Annotated in this window: 17 protein-coding genes and 1 tRNA gene; 8 read left to right on the top strand and 10 right to left on the bottom strand. The window is 71.6% G+C overall.

Features of this window, described 5'->3' with window-relative positions:
• Positions 1-40 precede the first annotated feature (40 nt).
• Positions 41-2,446 (bottom strand): M4 family metallopeptidase, encoded by a 2,406-nt coding sequence (locus DKL51_RS29730; protein WP_109945992.1) that lies wholly within the window; start codon positions 2,444-2,446, stop codon positions 41-43.
• A 170-nt stretch (positions 2,447-2,616) separates the two neighbouring features.
• On the opposite strand from DKL51_RS29730, the gene DKL51_RS29725 reads away from it, so the two are divergent.
• On the top strand, positions 2,617-3,156 hold the full coding sequence (locus tag DKL51_RS29725; protein WP_109945993.1) for a protealysin inhibitor emfourin: 540 nt from the start codon (positions 2,617-2,619) through the stop codon (positions 3,154-3,156).
• 130 nt (positions 3,157-3,286) lie between these two features.
• A complete protein-coding gene (locus DKL51_RS29720; protein ID WP_243420495.1) occupies positions 3,287-3,946 on the top strand; it encodes a type 1 glutamine amidotransferase domain-containing protein in 660 nt (219 codons plus the stop codon).
• 127 nt (positions 3,947-4,073) lie between these two features.
• Here the strand turns inward: DKL51_RS29720 and DKL51_RS29715 are convergent, their stop codons facing one another.
• The 6 genes from DKL51_RS29715 to DKL51_RS29695 all read right to left on the bottom strand — a co-directional run bounded on the left by DKL51_RS29715 (position 4,074) and on the right by DKL51_RS29695 (position 7,008).
• Positions 4,074-4,685 (bottom strand): histidine phosphatase family protein, encoded by a 612-nt coding sequence (locus DKL51_RS29715; protein WP_109945995.1) that lies wholly within the window; start codon positions 4,683-4,685, stop codon positions 4,074-4,076.
• A 73-nt stretch (positions 4,686-4,758) separates the two neighbouring features.
• Positions 4,759-5,040 carry a DUF998 domain-containing protein gene (locus DKL51_RS29710; protein WP_109945996.1) on the bottom strand — a complete coding sequence of 94 codons (282 nt, stop codon included), beginning with the start codon at positions 5,038-5,040 and terminating at the stop codon, positions 4,759-4,761.
• Positions 5,037-5,177, bottom strand: a complete 141-nt coding sequence (locus DKL51_RS35345) for a hypothetical protein (RefSeq protein WP_165823184.1) — start codon at positions 5,175-5,177, stop codon at positions 5,037-5,039. The genes DKL51_RS29710 and DKL51_RS35345 overlap by 4 nt, the downstream gene beginning before the upstream one ends.
• A gap of 13 nt (positions 5,178-5,190) precedes the next feature.
• Positions 5,191-5,610 carry a VOC family protein gene (locus tag DKL51_RS29705; protein ID WP_109945997.1) on the bottom strand — a complete coding sequence of 140 codons (420 nt, stop codon included), beginning with the start codon at positions 5,608-5,610 and terminating at the stop codon, positions 5,191-5,193.
• Positions 5,611-5,684: 74 nt separating this feature from the next.
• The gene (locus DKL51_RS29700; RefSeq protein ID WP_109945998.1) at positions 5,685-6,086 is read right to left on the bottom strand and encodes a helix-turn-helix domain-containing protein; all 402 of its coding nucleotides are present in this window, start codon (positions 6,084-6,086) and stop codon (positions 5,685-5,687) included.
• A 52-nt stretch (positions 6,087-6,138) separates the two neighbouring features.
• Positions 6,139-7,008 (bottom strand): sigma-70 family RNA polymerase sigma factor, encoded by an 870-nt coding sequence (locus tag DKL51_RS29695; RefSeq protein WP_109945999.1) that lies wholly within the window; start codon positions 7,006-7,008, stop codon positions 6,139-6,141.
• 149 nt (positions 7,009-7,157) lie between these two features.
• Here DKL51_RS29695 and DKL51_RS29690 point away from each other — a divergent pair, with 149 nt between their 5' ends.
• The 4 genes from DKL51_RS29690 (at position 7,158) to DKL51_RS29675 (ending at position 10,441) form a co-directional block, all read left to right on the top strand.
• On the top strand, positions 7,158-7,622 hold the full coding sequence (locus DKL51_RS29690; RefSeq protein WP_207783923.1) for a carboxymuconolactone decarboxylase family protein: 465 nt from the start codon (positions 7,158-7,160) through the stop codon (positions 7,620-7,622).
• Between the two features lie 165 nt (positions 7,623-7,787).
• A complete protein-coding gene (locus DKL51_RS29685) occupies positions 7,788-8,879 on the top strand; it encodes a glycoside hydrolase family 25 domain-containing protein (protein ID WP_123827066.1) in 1,092 nt (363 codons plus the stop codon).
• A 207-nt stretch (positions 8,880-9,086) separates the two neighbouring features.
• Positions 9,087-9,284 (top strand): NfeD C-terminal domain-containing protein, encoded by a 198-nt coding sequence (locus DKL51_RS29680; protein WP_243420587.1) that lies wholly within the window; start codon positions 9,087-9,089, stop codon positions 9,282-9,284.
• A 17-nt stretch (positions 9,285-9,301) separates the two neighbouring features.
• Positions 9,302-10,441, top strand: a complete 1,140-nt coding sequence (locus DKL51_RS29675) for an SPFH domain-containing protein (protein WP_109946002.1) — start codon at positions 9,302-9,304, stop codon at positions 10,439-10,441.
• Positions 10,442-10,503: 62 nt separating this feature from the next.
• Here the strand turns inward: DKL51_RS29675 and DKL51_RS29670 are convergent.
• Positions 10,504-10,580, bottom strand: a tRNA-Thr gene (locus tag DKL51_RS29670).
• Positions 10,581-10,943: 363 nt separating this feature from the next.
• Here DKL51_RS29670 and DKL51_RS29665 point away from each other — a divergent pair.
• Positions 10,944-12,035, top strand: a complete 1,092-nt coding sequence (locus DKL51_RS29665) for an ABC transporter ATP-binding protein (RefSeq protein ID WP_165823185.1) — start codon at positions 10,944-10,946, stop codon at positions 12,033-12,035.
• A gap of 79 nt (positions 12,036-12,114) precedes the next feature.
• Here DKL51_RS29665 and rlmB read toward each other — a convergent pair whose 3' ends face one another.
• Positions 12,115-13,239 carry a 23S rRNA (guanosine(2251)-2'-O)-methyltransferase RlmB gene (gene rlmB, locus DKL51_RS29660; protein WP_109946004.1) on the bottom strand — a complete coding sequence of 375 codons (1,125 nt, stop codon included), beginning with the start codon at positions 13,237-13,239 and terminating at the stop codon, positions 12,115-12,117.
• Positions 13,239-14,654, bottom strand: coding sequence for a cysteine--tRNA ligase (gene cysS, locus DKL51_RS29655; RefSeq protein WP_109946005.1), 1,416 nt, complete (start codon positions 14,652-14,654; stop codon positions 13,239-13,241). The genes rlmB and cysS overlap by 1 nt, the downstream gene beginning before the upstream one ends.
• A gap of 54 nt (positions 14,655-14,708) precedes the next feature.
• Here cysS and DKL51_RS29650 point away from each other — a divergent pair.
• Positions 14,709-14,906, top strand: a 198-nt coding sequence (locus tag DKL51_RS29650) for a helix-turn-helix domain-containing protein (protein ID WP_185734960.1), incomplete at its 3' end; no start/stop codon positions are given.

The raw sequence follows: 14,906 nt of genomic DNA, 5'->3' as shown, positions 1-14,906 counted from the left end.
GCGTGGGGTGGCCGCCGGGCCCGCCGACGGTACGGCTACGTCAGGAGACGTTGACCGCGGTGTCGTCGATGACGAAGGAGGTCTGCAGCGAGTAGTCCTCCACGCCGGTGAACTTCAGGGTGACGGTCTGGCCGGCGTACGACGCCAGCGAGAACGACCGCTGGGTGAACCCGGACGCCTTGTTCAGGTTCGAGTACGTGGCCAGGGTCGCCAGCACCGTCCCGGAGGAGTTGAGCACCTGCACCTTGAGCGTGTCGTACGCGGTGCTCGTGGTGCTCTCCGAGGTGTCGATGTGCAGCCAGAAGCTGAAGTTGTACGACGTGCAGCCGCTCGGCAGGCTCACCGACTGGGAGAGCGTGTCGGTGTGGCTGCTGCCGTAACCGTCGAGCCAGGCGTTCCAGGTGCCGCTGTGGGTGGGCTCACCGCTGGAGCCGTACTGGCCGATGACGCCCGCGGTGGATGACCAGACGGTGTTGCCGGACTCGAAGCCGGGGTTGCCCAGCTTCTGGCCCGGGCTGGTGCAGCCGCCGCCGGTGCCGTTCACGGTCAGCGTGTACGTCGCCATGTGGTTCACCGAGGTGCCGGTGCCGGTGACCGTGACCGAGTAGGTGCCGGCCGCCGTGCTCGACGTGGTGCTGATGGTGAGGGTGGACGAGCCGCCCGAGGTCACCGAGGACGGGCTGAACGACGCGGTGGCGCCGCTCGGCAGGCCGGACGCGGAGAACGTCACGGTCTGCGCGGTCCCGCTGGTGGTCGCGGTCGACACGGTGGTGGAGACCGAACCGCCCGCGGTCACCGAGCCGGAGGTCGGCGAGAGCGAGACGGAGAAGTCGTTACCGGTCGAGCAGGGCGCGTCGCTGCCGGAGACGGCAACCGCCGTCCACGCCGCCTGGACGGCCTTGTACTCGGTGGAGCAGCTGCCGTACAGGTCGGTCGCGGCCCGCAGGGTGTACGCCCGGGCGGTGTTCGACGGGGTGGTGGTGTTGACGTACGACGTGTTCGAGGTGAAGTACACGTCGAGCGCCCGGAACCAGATCTTCTCCGCCTTGGCGCGGCCGATGCCGGTCACCGCCGGCGCCGAGCCGCAGACCGGCGAGGTGCCGTACGCGGTGGAGCCGGTGCCCTCGGCCAGGTCGAAGAAGAAGTGGTTGGCCGGGCCGGACGAGTAGTGCACGTCCTTGTTCTTGGTGTTCGTGGTCCAGCAGCTGTCGGACGAGCCGTCCAGCGACGGGTTGTACATGTAGCGCAGCGGCGTGCCGTTGCCGTTGATGTCGATCTTCTCGCCGATCTGGTAATCACCCGGGTCGCTCGGGGCGTTGGCGTAGAACTCGACCATCGTCCCGAAGATGTCGCTGGTGCCCTCGTTGAGACCGCCGGACTCACCCGAGTAGGTCAAGCCGCCCGGCACCACGTTCTCGGTCACGCCGTGGCTCATCTCGTGACCGGCCACGTCGAGCGCCACCAGCGGCTTGGCGTTGCTGGAACCGTCGCCGTAGGTCATCTGGGAGCCGTCCCAGAAGGCGTTGACGTAGTTGTTGCCGTAGTGCACCCGGCTGGGCACGCCGGTGCCGTTGCCGAAGATGCCGTTGCGGCCGTGCACGTTCTTGTAGTAGTCGAACGTCTTGGCCGCGCCGAAGTGGGCGTCGACGCCGGCGGACTGCCGGTTCGAGTTCGAGCCGTTGCCCCAGGTGTTGTCCGCGTCGGTGAACGTGGTGCAGGTCGAGCCGGTGGTGTTGTTCATGTCGCAGGTACGGCCGTTGCCGTGCGACGGGTCGACCATCTGGTACGTGCTGCCGGAGAGGGTGGTGTCGATGCTCACCGTGCCCGAGTAGATGCTGTTGCCGGTGCCCGTGACGGTCTCGATCTCGTCGTACGAGCCGATCACCCGGCCGGTGGTGGCGTCGGTGATGACGTGCAGCTTCGACGGGGTCTGCCGGTCGGCCTTCCAGCCGGAGGCGACCGTCTCCCAGGCCAGTCGGCCCCGGCCGGAGCTGGCGTCGACGAAGAGCTGGGGCGAGCCCACGCCGGTGAGCGTGCCGGCGAAGGTCTTCCGGGCGCTCTCCTTCGCGGTGGCCGAGCTGACCTTGGCGGTGGTGCCGAGGGTCAGCGGCCTGGCCAGACCCACCGACGTGCCGGCGTAGCTGCCGTCGGCGGCGGTGTGGATGACGAAGTCACCGCCGTAGACGCGCAGGCCGTGGTAGGTCCGGGTGTAACGGGTGTGTGCGGCGCCGTTCGGATCCACCTTCGTGCGGACCACCTGGTACGCCTCACCGGAGGCGCCCTGCACGGCGCCAGGGTCGGAGCGGAGCAGGCTGTCCGCGCGAGCTGCGGCGGAGGATTCGGGGGCGGGGACGCTGGGCGTTGCCGCGTGCGCCGTGGTGGTGACGCAGGTCAGCACGCCGCTGGTGAGCAGAGCTGCGCTGACGGCGGCCAGGGGTCTTTTCACGGGCCCTCCTGACGGGGGTAACGTGACACGAGATAGTCACGCATGTAGATATAGCGATACGCCGAGGAAAGGGGAAGGGGCACGCGCTTTCCCGCCCGGGGACACTGGCCGTTCGGACGAGGCGGCCCAGGTGATGGGAACCGGGCGGCCTCCTCACGCGTCCGATCGGCATGAGATCAACCCCCGCCGCGGTCACCCTCGCCGCACTTCTCATCGCGCTGGCCGGCTGCTCCGCGACCGATCCGGCCGCCGGCCCGACGTCAGCGGCCACTGCGTCCGCCCCGGCCACCCCCAGCACGGCCGGGACACCCACCGCGCCGGCGACGACCGGCACCCCGCCCGGCGCGGGCACGACCCCGGCGCCGCAAACTGTCCGGGTGATGCTGGAGAAGACCGGCGGCCTCGCCGGCGTCCAGGACCGGATCACCGTCGAGCCGGACGGGCGGTGGACCGTGGTCGACCGGTCCGGCGCCTCCCGGACCGGTCAGCTCAGCGCGGCGGACCTCGACCGACTCCGGCAGCTCGCCGCCGACCCGCGCCTGGCCGCCGAGGCCACCGCCACCCCGGCCGTGTCGAACTGCGCCGACTCGTTCACCTACCAGCTCACCGTGGCGGGCCGGACCACCCGCTACGTCGACTGCCCCACCGACCCGAACCGCCCCGAAGTCACCGCCGCCCTCGTCGACCTGCTCACCCGCGCCACCCGCTGACCTGCCGACCGGCCCGCCGACGGCGTCACCAGCCGTCGGCGGCGGCCAGCAGGGTGCGGCGGGCAAACCTATCGCCGGTGTGTCATTCGCCTATTGGTCAGCTATGGATCCGCGAGCCAGCATGGTCGACATGACTCGTGCACTCATCGCTCTGACCAGTCACAGCAAGCTCGGCGACACCGGCCGGGAGACCGGCTACTACGTGGGCGAGGCCGCGGAGCCCTGGGAGGTGTTCCGCGCCGCCGGATACGACGTCGACCTCGTGTCGGTGGCCGGTGGCCAGCCGCCGATCGACGGCCGCGACGAGAACGACAAGACCCAGAACGATTTCCTGGCCACGGCGGGCGTAGAGAACACGCCGAAGGCGGCGGACGTCGACCCGGCCCCGTACGACGTCATCCTCTTCGCCGGCGGCCACGGCACCATGTGGGACTTCCCCGACGACCCCGACCTGGCCCGCCTCGCGCGCTCGATCTACGAGCGCGGCGGCGTGGTCGCCGCCGTCTGCCACGGCCCGTCAGCCCTGGTGAACCTGAGGCTCTCCGACGGCTCGCACCTGATCGCGGGCAAGCGGGTCGCCGGCTTCACCAATGATGAGGAGGCCGCCGTCGGCCTGACCGACCAGGTGCCGTTCCTGCTCGCCGACAAGCTGACCGAGGCCGGCGCCCAGCACGTCCCGGCGCCGAACTTCACCGAGCAGGTGGTGGTCGACGGTCGCGTGGTCACCGGCCAGAACCCGCAGTCCGCCCGCGCGACGGCCGACGCGGTCGTCAAGGTCATCCAGGGCTGACCGACCGGCACCCCGGGTCGCGGGCACCGCAACCCCGCGGCGCGCGTCCTTTGCGGTGAGCCAAGTGGTCGGCCCGGGGCGACGCGTTCGTCGCCGACGGCCCGAACCGGCTCGCCGCCGGGCTCACTCAGACCAGGTAGTCGGACGGGAGGCCGGTGCCGCGCAGCTCCGGTGGCAGGTGGGCCACGTCGTTGAACGCGATCAGGTTCGGCGGCCCGCCCGAGCTGTAGCGGATGACCGTCAGGCCGCAGTTGTGGTGGTTGAGGCCGAGCCAGCGCCGCTCCGGGGCGTCCAGGGCGTGCCGGACGAACCAGGCGATCAGGAAGTTGTGCGTGACCACCAGTTCGCGGACGTCGCCGGCGGTCGGCGGGGCGGCGAGCCGCGCGATCGCCTCCGCCGTCCGTCGCGGCCCGTCCGCCCGCTCGCGCTCGGTGAACCCGGCCAGGAACCTGGCGTACGCGGGCGGCAGGCCGACCGGGTTGGTGTCGTGCGGCAGGTGGTCGCCGACGATCTCGTCGGGATGCACGGGTACCCCGGGCAGGGCGGCCGCGATCACCTGCGCGGTCGCCACGGCGCGGCGCGCCGGGCCGTGGTGGACGGCGGCGAACGGCAGTCGCCGCAGCCGCTCGGCCAGCAGCGTCGCCTGCCGCCGGCCCCGCTCGGAGAGCCCCGTGTCGGCTTCCGCCTCCGGCCGGTCCTGCTCGCCGTGTCGAACCAGGTAGAGCAGCCGGCTCGCCATTCTTCACCTCACCACAGTCGGGAGGCGCGAGCCTAGCCCGCGCCTCCCGATCATGTGTGCCGCCTCCCGTCGTTCAGCGGCCCGGATCACCGAGGGCGCGCCGCAGGGTGATCGAAACCCAGGCCCAGCCGGCCACCACGGCCAGCGCGAACGCGACCATCGCCACCGGATTCCCAGCGCTGCCGATGAGCGCCAGCCAGGCCGCCGCGAAGGACACGCCGGTCGCGCCGCTGTACGCCGCCCAGGTCCGCTCGCCGCGACGGGCGAACCGGCGCGCGGCGATCAGGCAGGCGGCGATCAGGGCGGTGAAGGCGAGCGCCCCGGCCGCGAAGTGGGCCACGCCGTGCCAGCTCATCTCACCCGCGCCCCGCGGCGTACCGGCCGGGAAGCGACAGCCACCCAGACCGGCCCGGCCAGGACACCGCCGGTGATCAGCGCCCGCTCCCACGCGAGCGGGTGGGTCGTCCGTACGCTCGTCATCGCCTCGGTCACCGGTCCGCTCCTCTCAGGCCCGGGGGTACATCTGGCCGATGCGGATCCGGTTGCCGAACGGGTCCCGGATGCCGAAGTCGATGCCGTACGGACGCTCGGTCGGCTCGTCGGTGATGTCCACGCCCTTGGCGAGCAGGTCCTCGTACGTCTTGCGGGCGTCGTCGGTGGTGAGGCAGAGCCAGCCGCCCATCGCGCCCTTGGTCAGCAGCTCCCGGACCTGCTCGGCGGTGGCCGGGTCGAGGGCCGGCGGGCCGGGCTTCTCCAGCAGGATCTCGTGCTCCGGGTCGCCGGGGACGTTGACCGTCAGCCAGCGCATGAAGCCGAGGTCCTGGTCGGTGTTGACCTCCAGGCCAAGCTTGCCGACGTAGAAGTCGAGGGCCTCGTCCTGGTCGAGGACGTAGATCTGGGAGCGGGAAATCGAGTTCATCGTCATGCCAGTGACGCTAGACGTGGCCCCTGACCTGCTGCTTATCCAAAACTGCTCGCCTCGTCGGCGTCGGCCGGTGATCAGCCAGCGCTGCTCGGCCGCATCCAGGCCTTCGTGAAGCAGCTCGGTACGCCCGCCGCGGCGGCCTGCCGCTTGCGGTAGTCCGAGGGGGACTCGCCGACGATCTCGCGGAAGGTCCGACTGAACGTGCCCAGGCTGCCGAACCCGACCGCGTAGCAGACCTCGGTGACCGGCTGGTCGGTCTGCACGAGCAGGTACATCGCCCGCTCGACCCGACGGCGTTGCAGGTAGCGGTGCGGGGTCTCGCCGAAGGTGGCGCGGAACGTCCGGATGAAGTGCGCCTCGGAGACGTGCGCGATCCGGGCCAGCGCCGGCACGTCGAGCGGCTCGGCGTACGACCGGTCCATGGCGTCCCGGGCGCGGAGCATCGCCCGGTTGGACTCCTCCACCGCGCGGCTCATCGCTCCGTCTCCCCTCGCTGCCCCGACGGTACCGGCACGGCCGCCACCAGGGTCAGCCGTCGACCACCACCAGGTCGAGCTCGCGGAGCTGGTCCGGATCGGCCACCACCTCGATGCCGATGATTCGGTCGGTGACGGTGAAGCTGAGCGCGAGCCGGGTGTGCTCGTCGACGACCACGACCGCGCCCGGCGCCGCGTCGACGAACGCCGGCACCGCCCCCTGGGCCTGCCCGGAGAAGAAGCGGGCCACGCCGGCCGAGCCCCGTAGCTCGGTCCCGCCCATCCGGACGGCGGCCGCGTCGGCGCGCAGCACGACGTGCGGGTCGAGCAGGGTGAGCAGATCGTCGAAGCGGCCCTCGCGGGAGGCGGCGAGGAACGCCTCGACGACCCGGCGCTGCCGGGCCGGGTCGACCTCCGGCGCGGTCGACCGGCCCTGCACCCGCCGGCGGGCCCGGCTCGCGATCTGCCGTACGGCGGCGGGGCTGCGGTCGACCACGGGGGCGATCTCGTCGAAGGAGACGGCGAACATGTCGTGCAGCACGAAGACCAGCCGCTCGGTGGGGGCCAGGGTCTGCAGCACGACGTGCAGGGCCTGGCCGACCGACTCCGACAGCAGCGCCTCCTGCTCAGGGTCGCGCGCACCGGGAGCGGCGGTCGCCGGCTCGGTCTCGGCGACGTCGACCGGCTGCTCGTGCCGGGCGGTGCTGGAGCGCAGCCGATCCAGGCACACCCGGCCGACGGTCGTGGTCAGCCAGCCCGGGAGGTTGTCGATGCCGGCCACGTCGGCGCGGCTGAGCCGCAGCCAGGTGTCCTGGACGGCGTCGTCGGCCTCCGCCCCGGAACCGAGCATGCGCTGCGCCACGGAGCGCAGCCGAGGGCGCTGCTCCTCGAAGCGTTGGGCCAGCAGGTCGGTGTCGCTCATGGCCTCGTCATCCTGACCGGCGGTACGACCTCGCGTGACCGCCATCACATCTGTCACGTCGGCGGCCCAGCCGTCGACATCCCGGTGACGGACGAGAAACGCGGCGGCGCGACGAACGCCGGCCAGCCTAACAGGACGGGACGGATGAAATGACCTTGAAGGCGCGGATCGAGAACCCGGCGATGCTCCTGCCGGACGCGGTGAAGGCGATCAACCTGCTCTACAAGGCCGCGCACTCCGCCGGCGTACCGGGGAGCACCCTGGAACTGGTCCACCTGCGGGCCAGCCAGATCAACGGGTGCAGCGCGTGCGTCGACGCGGGTGCCCGCGGCGCCCGTAAGGCCGGCGAGACCGAGGAGCGGCTGTTCGCGCTGGCCGCGTGGCGGGAGACGCCGTACTTCACCGAGGCCGAACGAGCCGCGCTCGCGCTCGCCGAGGCCGGTACGCGGCTCGCCGACCAGAGTGACCCGGTGCCGGACGAGATCTGGGACGAGGCCGCCCGGCACTTCGACGACAAGCAGCTGGCGGGGTTGGTGCTCTGGCTCGCCACCACCAACTTCTTCAACCGGATCAACGCCACGACGCGCCAGCCGGCGCCGCAGAACTGGGGCTGATCCGTGGTGCCCTGATCGCCGGGATGAGCGTGGGTGGGAGTGCGGAGCGCACGCCACCCACGCTCAGCCCGGCCCACGAGCCAGCACCGTTTCGCCCACCGCCAAATTTGGCATTTGCCCAGTTCGCCGGGGGCTGCGGCAGACTGGGCACAGAGGTGAGCTGCGGTGACTGTGCTCTATGTGGACCTGTCCCACCACGACTGGGACCGCGTCAAGGGCGAGTTCGACTGGGCGGCGATCCGCAGGGCCACCTCCCCCGTCGTGTGTCTGCGTGCCACGTACGGAGATCCGGCGGGCTACAACCCGACCACCCGGCACTTCGCCGACATGGCCCGCGGCGCCCGCGCCGCCGGTTTCGACCTCATCGGCGGGTACCACAACCTGATCAAGGGCGATCAGGCCAGCATCAACCGGCAGGTGGACTACCTGCGCCGCACCCTCGACGGCGTGGGCGCGGTGTGGGCGATGCTCGACGTCGAGCGCTACCCCGAACTGGTTCGCAACGGCCTCTGGCCACGCTTCGACGACGTACGCCAGTTCGTGGACCGCTGGCACGCGGTCGACAGCCGGCTGCTCGCCGTGTACCTGCCCCGGTGGATCTGGGCCGACCACCTCGGCCGGCCCGACCTGCGGGTGCTCCACGCACCCCTGGTGTCCAGCAACTACGGCACCAATCCCAACGGCACACCGTCCGCCGTCTACACCGCGCGTGGTGGCGACAGCGGCCCCGGCTGGGCTGCCTACGGCGGGGTGACGCCCACCATCTGGCAGTACGGGTCGAACGTCGACTGCCCCGGAGCCTCCGGCCAGACCGACTGCAACGCATACCGGGGCACCCTCACCCAGCTGCGCGCCCTGCTCACCCCAGAGGACGACACCATGACCCCTGCCGAGTTCTCCGCGATCCTGAACGACCCGACCGTCGCCGCGCAGATGCGGGCGCTCCCCTGGCAGTACGCCGGCGGCGGCATCCCCCCGGACAAGTCCACGCTGAACGTGCTCAACGACATCTACGTGACCGCCCGGGCGCTGGGCGCGGTCGTCGCACGGGAGAGCGCCAGCCCGGACGAGGTGCAAGCCCTACTCGCCGCGCTCCCGGCGCCACCGACCGCCGAGCAGATCGCGGAGGCGACCGTTCGCGCGCTCGGCGGCCAGAACCCGGACGAGGCCGCAGCCGCGATCGTCGCCGTGCTCGGCCCTGAGCGGGCCGCGGCCCTCGCGGCGGCCCTCGCCGCCGCCGCCGAGGGATCAGCGTAGGGGTAACGAACGGCGCCCCGGGTCACGCAGGCCTCACGCACCGGCGGCGAGGCGGCCGGTCGTCGCGCCCGAGGGGAGCGGCGCGGTGCCCTTTCCCCGGCGCGCGGTCCGGGCGGAGAATGACCCGCGGGCGGCGCGGACAGCGGTCGGCGCCCGGTCGCGGGGAGCATGGTGGACGGTCGGTTGCTGGTCGGCAGGATCGGGCGCGTGGTGCACGCGCTGCGCGGCGGTGATCGCCCGGGGGAGGTCCGGGTCGTGGTGGACGGCATGGCGCACTATTACCTCGCGTACGCATCGACGCCGGTTCCGACCGGCGCCGAGGTACTGATCATCAACGACCGTGGCGCGCGCCAGATCGACGTCGAGCCATGGCCCATCGTGGCCGGGGGCGATGGCCCCCGGTAGGACAGAAAGGTCGTCCAGTGTTCGGATACCGCGTGCCCGCCCCGAACGAGGCGTTGCTCATCAGCGGACGCAAGCAGCGGGGAGCGGATGCGCTGCCTTTCAAGATCGTCACGGGTCACGGCGTCTTCGTGGCGCCGGTCTTCTCCAAGGCCACCCGGCTCACGCTGGCCATGCAGGAGGCCGAGGTCATCGAGGACTGCTACACCAAGCAGGGCATCACGCTGACCGTGCAGGCCGTCATCGCGTTCAAGGTCGCTGACGACCACGAGTCCATCGCCGCCGCCGCCCGGCGTTTCCAGGGCGACCAGAGCCAGATGCCCACCCTGGTCGGGCGGATCTTCAGCGGTCACCTCCGCAGCATCATCGGCAGCATGACCGTCGAGTCGATCATTCGCGAGCAGCAGACCCTCGCGGACGCCATCGTGGACGCCAGCAAGACCGAGATGGCCCGGATCGGCCTGGCCGTCGACTCCCTCCAGATCAGCAGCATCGACGACAAGGGCGTCGGCTATATCCGCGCGCTCGCCGCGCCGCACCAGGCCAGGGTCGACCAGGACGCCAAGGTGGCGCAGGCCGCCGCGGACCAGGCCAGCGCCATGGCGCAGCAGGAGAGCGTACGGCACCAGGCCGAGTACGCCCGGCAGACCGCGATCGCCCGGGCCCAGTACCAGGCCGAGATCGACCAGGCCCAGCAGACGGCGGCCCAGGCCGGTCCGCTGGCGGCGGCCCGGGCCCAACAGGAGGTGCTGGTCGAGCGCGCCCTGGTCGCCGAGCGCAACGCCGAGCTGCGGCAGGCCGAATTGATCGCCGAAGTGATCCGTCCCGCCCAGGCCGAGGCCGAGCGGATCCGCACGCTGGCCCAGGCGCAGGCCGACGCGACCAAGGTCTCCGCCGAGGCGGCCGCCGCGCAGGACCGGATCGCCCTGGACCAGCGGGTCATCGAGCAGCTGCCCGACATGCTGCGCGCGGCAGCCGCCGGCCTGCAGGGTGCCAACGTCACCGTGCTCAACGGCGCCGAGGGGCTCAGCGGCGTGGTCGCGTCGCTGGCCGGTCAGGGCATAGCGCTGCTGGACGCCGTCCGCACCGGGATCGCGCCGGCCGCCGGACCAACCGTGGAGCGGGCCGCGGTGAACGGGACGCCGGTCACCACCAACTGATCGCCGGTACGCGGGGACCCGGCCGGCCACGTGTCGGCCGGCCGGGAATTGCGTGGTGAAAATGGAGCCCCCGGCCGGGATCGAACCGGCGACATCTCGCTTACAAGGCGAGTGCTCTGGCCAGCTGAGCTACAGGGGCGTGTGTGCCGTGGTCAGCATAGCGACTGACGTCCGGAATTCCCGCTCGGCGGGCCTCCCGAGCATGCAAAACGTCAATTTCCCGACCGCGCCGCCGACGGATCGACACCTGGGCCTTCGAGGGCGGTGGGGATTCGCGCCCCGGCGTGCCCGAGTGACCGGAATGCGTATGCCGTCCGTCCCACCCGATGCTTCTCATCTTGGCAGCGTCGGGAAAGCCGTTTACGGTGCAGTGACACGGACGACATTCCGGTTGGCCTCGGCTGCCCGGGCGACGCCCGCAGGCCGGCACCACACGGCGCCGGTTGCTCCTTCCACTCGGATCGTCCGGCACGTTCCTGCCGGTGAAAGGAAGCGCTTCACCATGGCTACGGTCACCTACGCGAAGGCGTCCCGGATCTACCCGGGCACCGAACGCCCCGCGGTCAACCAGCTGGACCTGCAGATCGGCGACGGGGAGTTCCTCGTCCTGGTCGGCCCGTCGGGTTGCGGCAAGTCCACCAGCCTCCGGATGCTCGCCGGCCTGGAGGACGTCGACGACGGCGCGATCTACATCGACGACCGGGACGTCACCCACCTCCCGCCGAAGGCCCGCGACATCGCGATGGTCTTCCAGAACTACGCCCTCTACCCGCACATGACGGTGTACGAGAACATGGCGTTCGCCCTGAAGCTGCGCAAGACCTCGAAGTCGGAGATCGACCGGCGGGTCAAGGAGGCGGCCGCGCTGCTCCAGCTGGAGGAGTACCTCAGCCGCAAGCCGAAGGCGCTCTCCGGTGGTCAGCGTCAGCGGGTCGCGATGGGCCGGGCGATCGTCCGGGAGCCGCAGGTCTTCCTCATGGACGAGCCGCTGTCGAACCTCGACGCCAAGCTCCGGGTGCAGACCCGTACCCAGATCGCTTCGCTGCAGGCCAAGCTGGGCATCACCACGGTCTACGTCACCCACGACCAGGTCGAGGCCATGACCATGGGCCACCGGGTCGCGGTCATGCTCGACGGCGTGCTCCAGCAGGTGGACACCCCGCGGGCGCTCTACGACACCCCGTCCAACGTCTTCGTCGCCGGCTTCATCGGCTCTCCCGCCATGAACATCAAGACCGTGCCGCTGACCGAGCAGGGCGGCTCCTTCGCCGACATGAACATCCCGCTGACCCGGGAGCAGGTCGAGGCGGCTCGTGCCGAGGGCGGCGACGGCAAGGTGACCGTCGGCTTCCGGCCGGAGGACTGCGACCTGGTCAGCCCGACCGAGGGCGGCATGCCGGTCGTGGTCGAGCTGGTCGAGGACCTGGGCTCCGACGCCAACGTCTACGGCCACGCCGCGCTCGAGGGCGTCAACGAGCGCTTCGTCGTCCGCACCGACCGCCGCACCATGCCGAACATGGGCGACACCGTGTTCGTCAAGCCGCGCACCGGCCAGAGCCACGTCTTCCACGCCGCCACCGGCCAGCGGATCTGACGTACGGCTGAGCTGACGTACAGCGAAGGGGCGGTCCGCTACGGCGGGCCGCCCCTTTCGTCTGTGCTCGGGGATCAGGTCAGAGGTGCTCGGCGGCGCGGCGGCGGGAGACCTCGGCGAGGGCGACCGCGGCGGCGACGCTGGCGTTGAGCGACTCGACGTCGGAGACCATCGGGATGCTGACGGTCAGGTCGCAGGTTTCCCCGACCAGCCGGGACAGCCCGCGCCCCTCGGAGCCGACCACCACGACCAGCGGACCGACGGCGGCCTCCAGGTCGTAGAGGTCGGTGTCGCCGTCGGCGTCCAGGCCGACCACGATGAAACCGGCGTCCCGGCAGGCCTTGAGTGACCGGGTCAGGTTGGTGACCTGGGCAACCGGCACCCGCGCGGCCGCGCCGGCGCTGGTCCGCCAGGCGGTCGCGGTGATCCCGGCGGCCCGCCGCTCCGGTACGAAGACACCCTGCGCGCCGAACGCGGCCGCGGAGCGGATCACCGCACCGAGGTTGCGCGGGTCGGTGACCCCATCGAGCGCGACCAGCAGCGGCGCGGCCTGCTCCAGCGCCGCCGCCATCATGTCCTCGAACGGCTCGTACGCGAACGGCGGCACCTGGAGGCCGACGCCCTGGTGCAGCACCCCGCCGGTCATCCGGTCCAGCTCGGCGCGGCTGACCTCCAGGATCGCGATGCCCCGGTCGGCCGCGGTGCGGACGATCTCGTTGACCCGGTCGTCGGTGTCGATGCCCTGGGCGGTGTAGAGCGCGGTCGCCGGCACCTGCGTGCGCAGCGACTCCAGCACCGGGTTACGGCCGACCAGCAGCTCGGGGCTGTCCTTGGCGGGGTTGGACTTGCGGCCCGGTGCGACCCGGGGACCGCCCCGACCGGCGGCGGGCTTGCCACCCCGACCCTTGGCGGGGGGGACGCCTCGACCGCCACCCCTGCCCCAGGTGGTGTCCTTGCTGCCCGGCTGGCCGACCTTGGGGGCGCGCCCCTCCTCGACCGCCGCGCGGCGCTCCTTGTCCTGCTTCCACGCGGTGCGCTGGGGCAGCTTCTCGGTGCCCGAGTACGCCTTGTGCCAGGGCCGCTCGTCGGCGGGCAGGGTCCTGCCCCGGCCCGCGAGGGCGTCCTTGCCCTTGCCGCCGGAGCCCTTCGGGGCGCCCGCCTTCGGCGTCAGCCGTCGGCCACGGCGCTGCGAGTTGCCGGCCATCAGTCCTGCTCTCCAATAGTCCAACGGGGGCCCTGGGGGGTGTCCTCGACCACCACGCCGGCCTGCTTGAGCTGGTCGCGCACGGCGTCTGCGGCGGCCCAGTCCTTGCGGCTGCGGGCCTGGGAGCGCTGCTCCAAGGCCAACGCGATCAGGGAGTCCACCACGCCGCGCAGGTCGCCCGCGCGGCCGCCGCCGGTCCAGGCCGGGTCCAGGGGGTCGACTCCGAGGATATCCAGCATGCTGCGGACAGCGGCGAGCACCGTGCGCACGGTCACATCGTCGCCGCTGGTCAGCGCGTTGTTGCCGTCCCGCAGGAGGTCGTGCAGGACGGCGAGGCCTGCCGAGGTGTTCAGGTCGTCGTCCATCGCCGCCGCGAATCCGGCCGGCAGCACGCCGAGCTCACCCGCGCCGACCCGCTCGGCGGCCCGCTGCACGAAGCCCTCGATCCGCCGGTACGCCACCGCGGACTCACGCAGCGCGTCCTCCGAGTAGTCGATCAAGGAACGGTAGTGCGCCGAGGCGTAGTAGTACCGCAGCTCCACCGGGCGCACCCCGAGCGACTCGATGTACGCCAGGTCGAGGGCATTGCCGAGCGACTTGCCCATCTTGGCGCCACCGATGCCCAGCAGGCCGTGGTGCACCCAGTAGCGGGCGAACGGCAGGCCGGCCGCCTGGGACTGGGCGATCTCGTTCTCGTGGTGCGGGAAGGTCAGGTCCAGCCCGCCGCCGTGAATGTCGAACTCGGCGCCCAGATAGCGCCAGCACATCGCCGAGCATTCGATGTGCCAGCCGGGCCGGCCCCGGCCCCAGGGCGACGGCCAGTAGGCGTCCGCCGGCTCGTCCGGCTTGGCGCCCTTCCACAACGCGAAGTCGCGCGGGTCGCGCTTGCCGCGCTCGGGCGCGTCCCCGGCGGACTGCATGTCGTCCGGCGACTGGCCGGAGAGCGACCCGTACGCCGGCCACGAGGCCACGTCGAAGTAGACGTCGCCGGAGCCGTCGGTCGCCGGGTAGGCGTGCCCGGTGTCGATCAGCTTGGCGATCAGCTCTTGCATCTCCGGGATGTGCCCGGTGGCGCGCGGTTCGTAGGTGGGCTGCAGCACGTTCAGCGCGCGGTACGACTCGGCAAGGATCAGCTCGTTGGCGTACGCGATCGACCAGAACGGCCGCCCCTGCTCCATCGCCCTGACCAGGATCTTGTCGTCGATGTCGGTCAGGTTGCGGATGAAGGTGACCTCGAAACCGGAGGCGACCAGCCACCGGCGCAGCACGTCGTAGTTAACGCCGGAGCGAAGGTGGCCGATGTGCGGCGGGGCCTGGAGGGTGAGACCACACAGGTAGACCCCCACCTTGCCGGCTTCCCGCGGGACGAAGTCCCGCACCGATCGGGTGGCGGTGTCATACAGGCGTAGCGTCACCGTACAAGGGTAGCCGCCCGTGCATTTCGAGGTTGGCCGGAGCCGGGTCGTACGCTGCGTGCTGTGGACACGGGCGAGGTGGTGGGGCGCGCCGGGGAAACGGCGCAGACGCTGGACCGGGGGCTGCGGCTGCTGCACCTGGTCGCGGACGCCCCCGGCGGGCTGACGGTCACCGAGGCGGCGAACCGGCTGGGCGTCGGGCGGGCGGCGGTCTACCGACTGGTCGGCGCGCTGACCGACCAGTCGGTAGAC

It is taken from the genome of Micromonospora globispora (assembly GCF_003857015.1).
GTDB lineage: Bacteria > Actinomycetota > Actinomycetes > Mycobacteriales > Micromonosporaceae > Micromonospora > Micromonospora globispora.
Note: the sequence above shows the minus strand (reverse complement) of the source record. Positions and strands in the feature narration are given on the sequence as shown.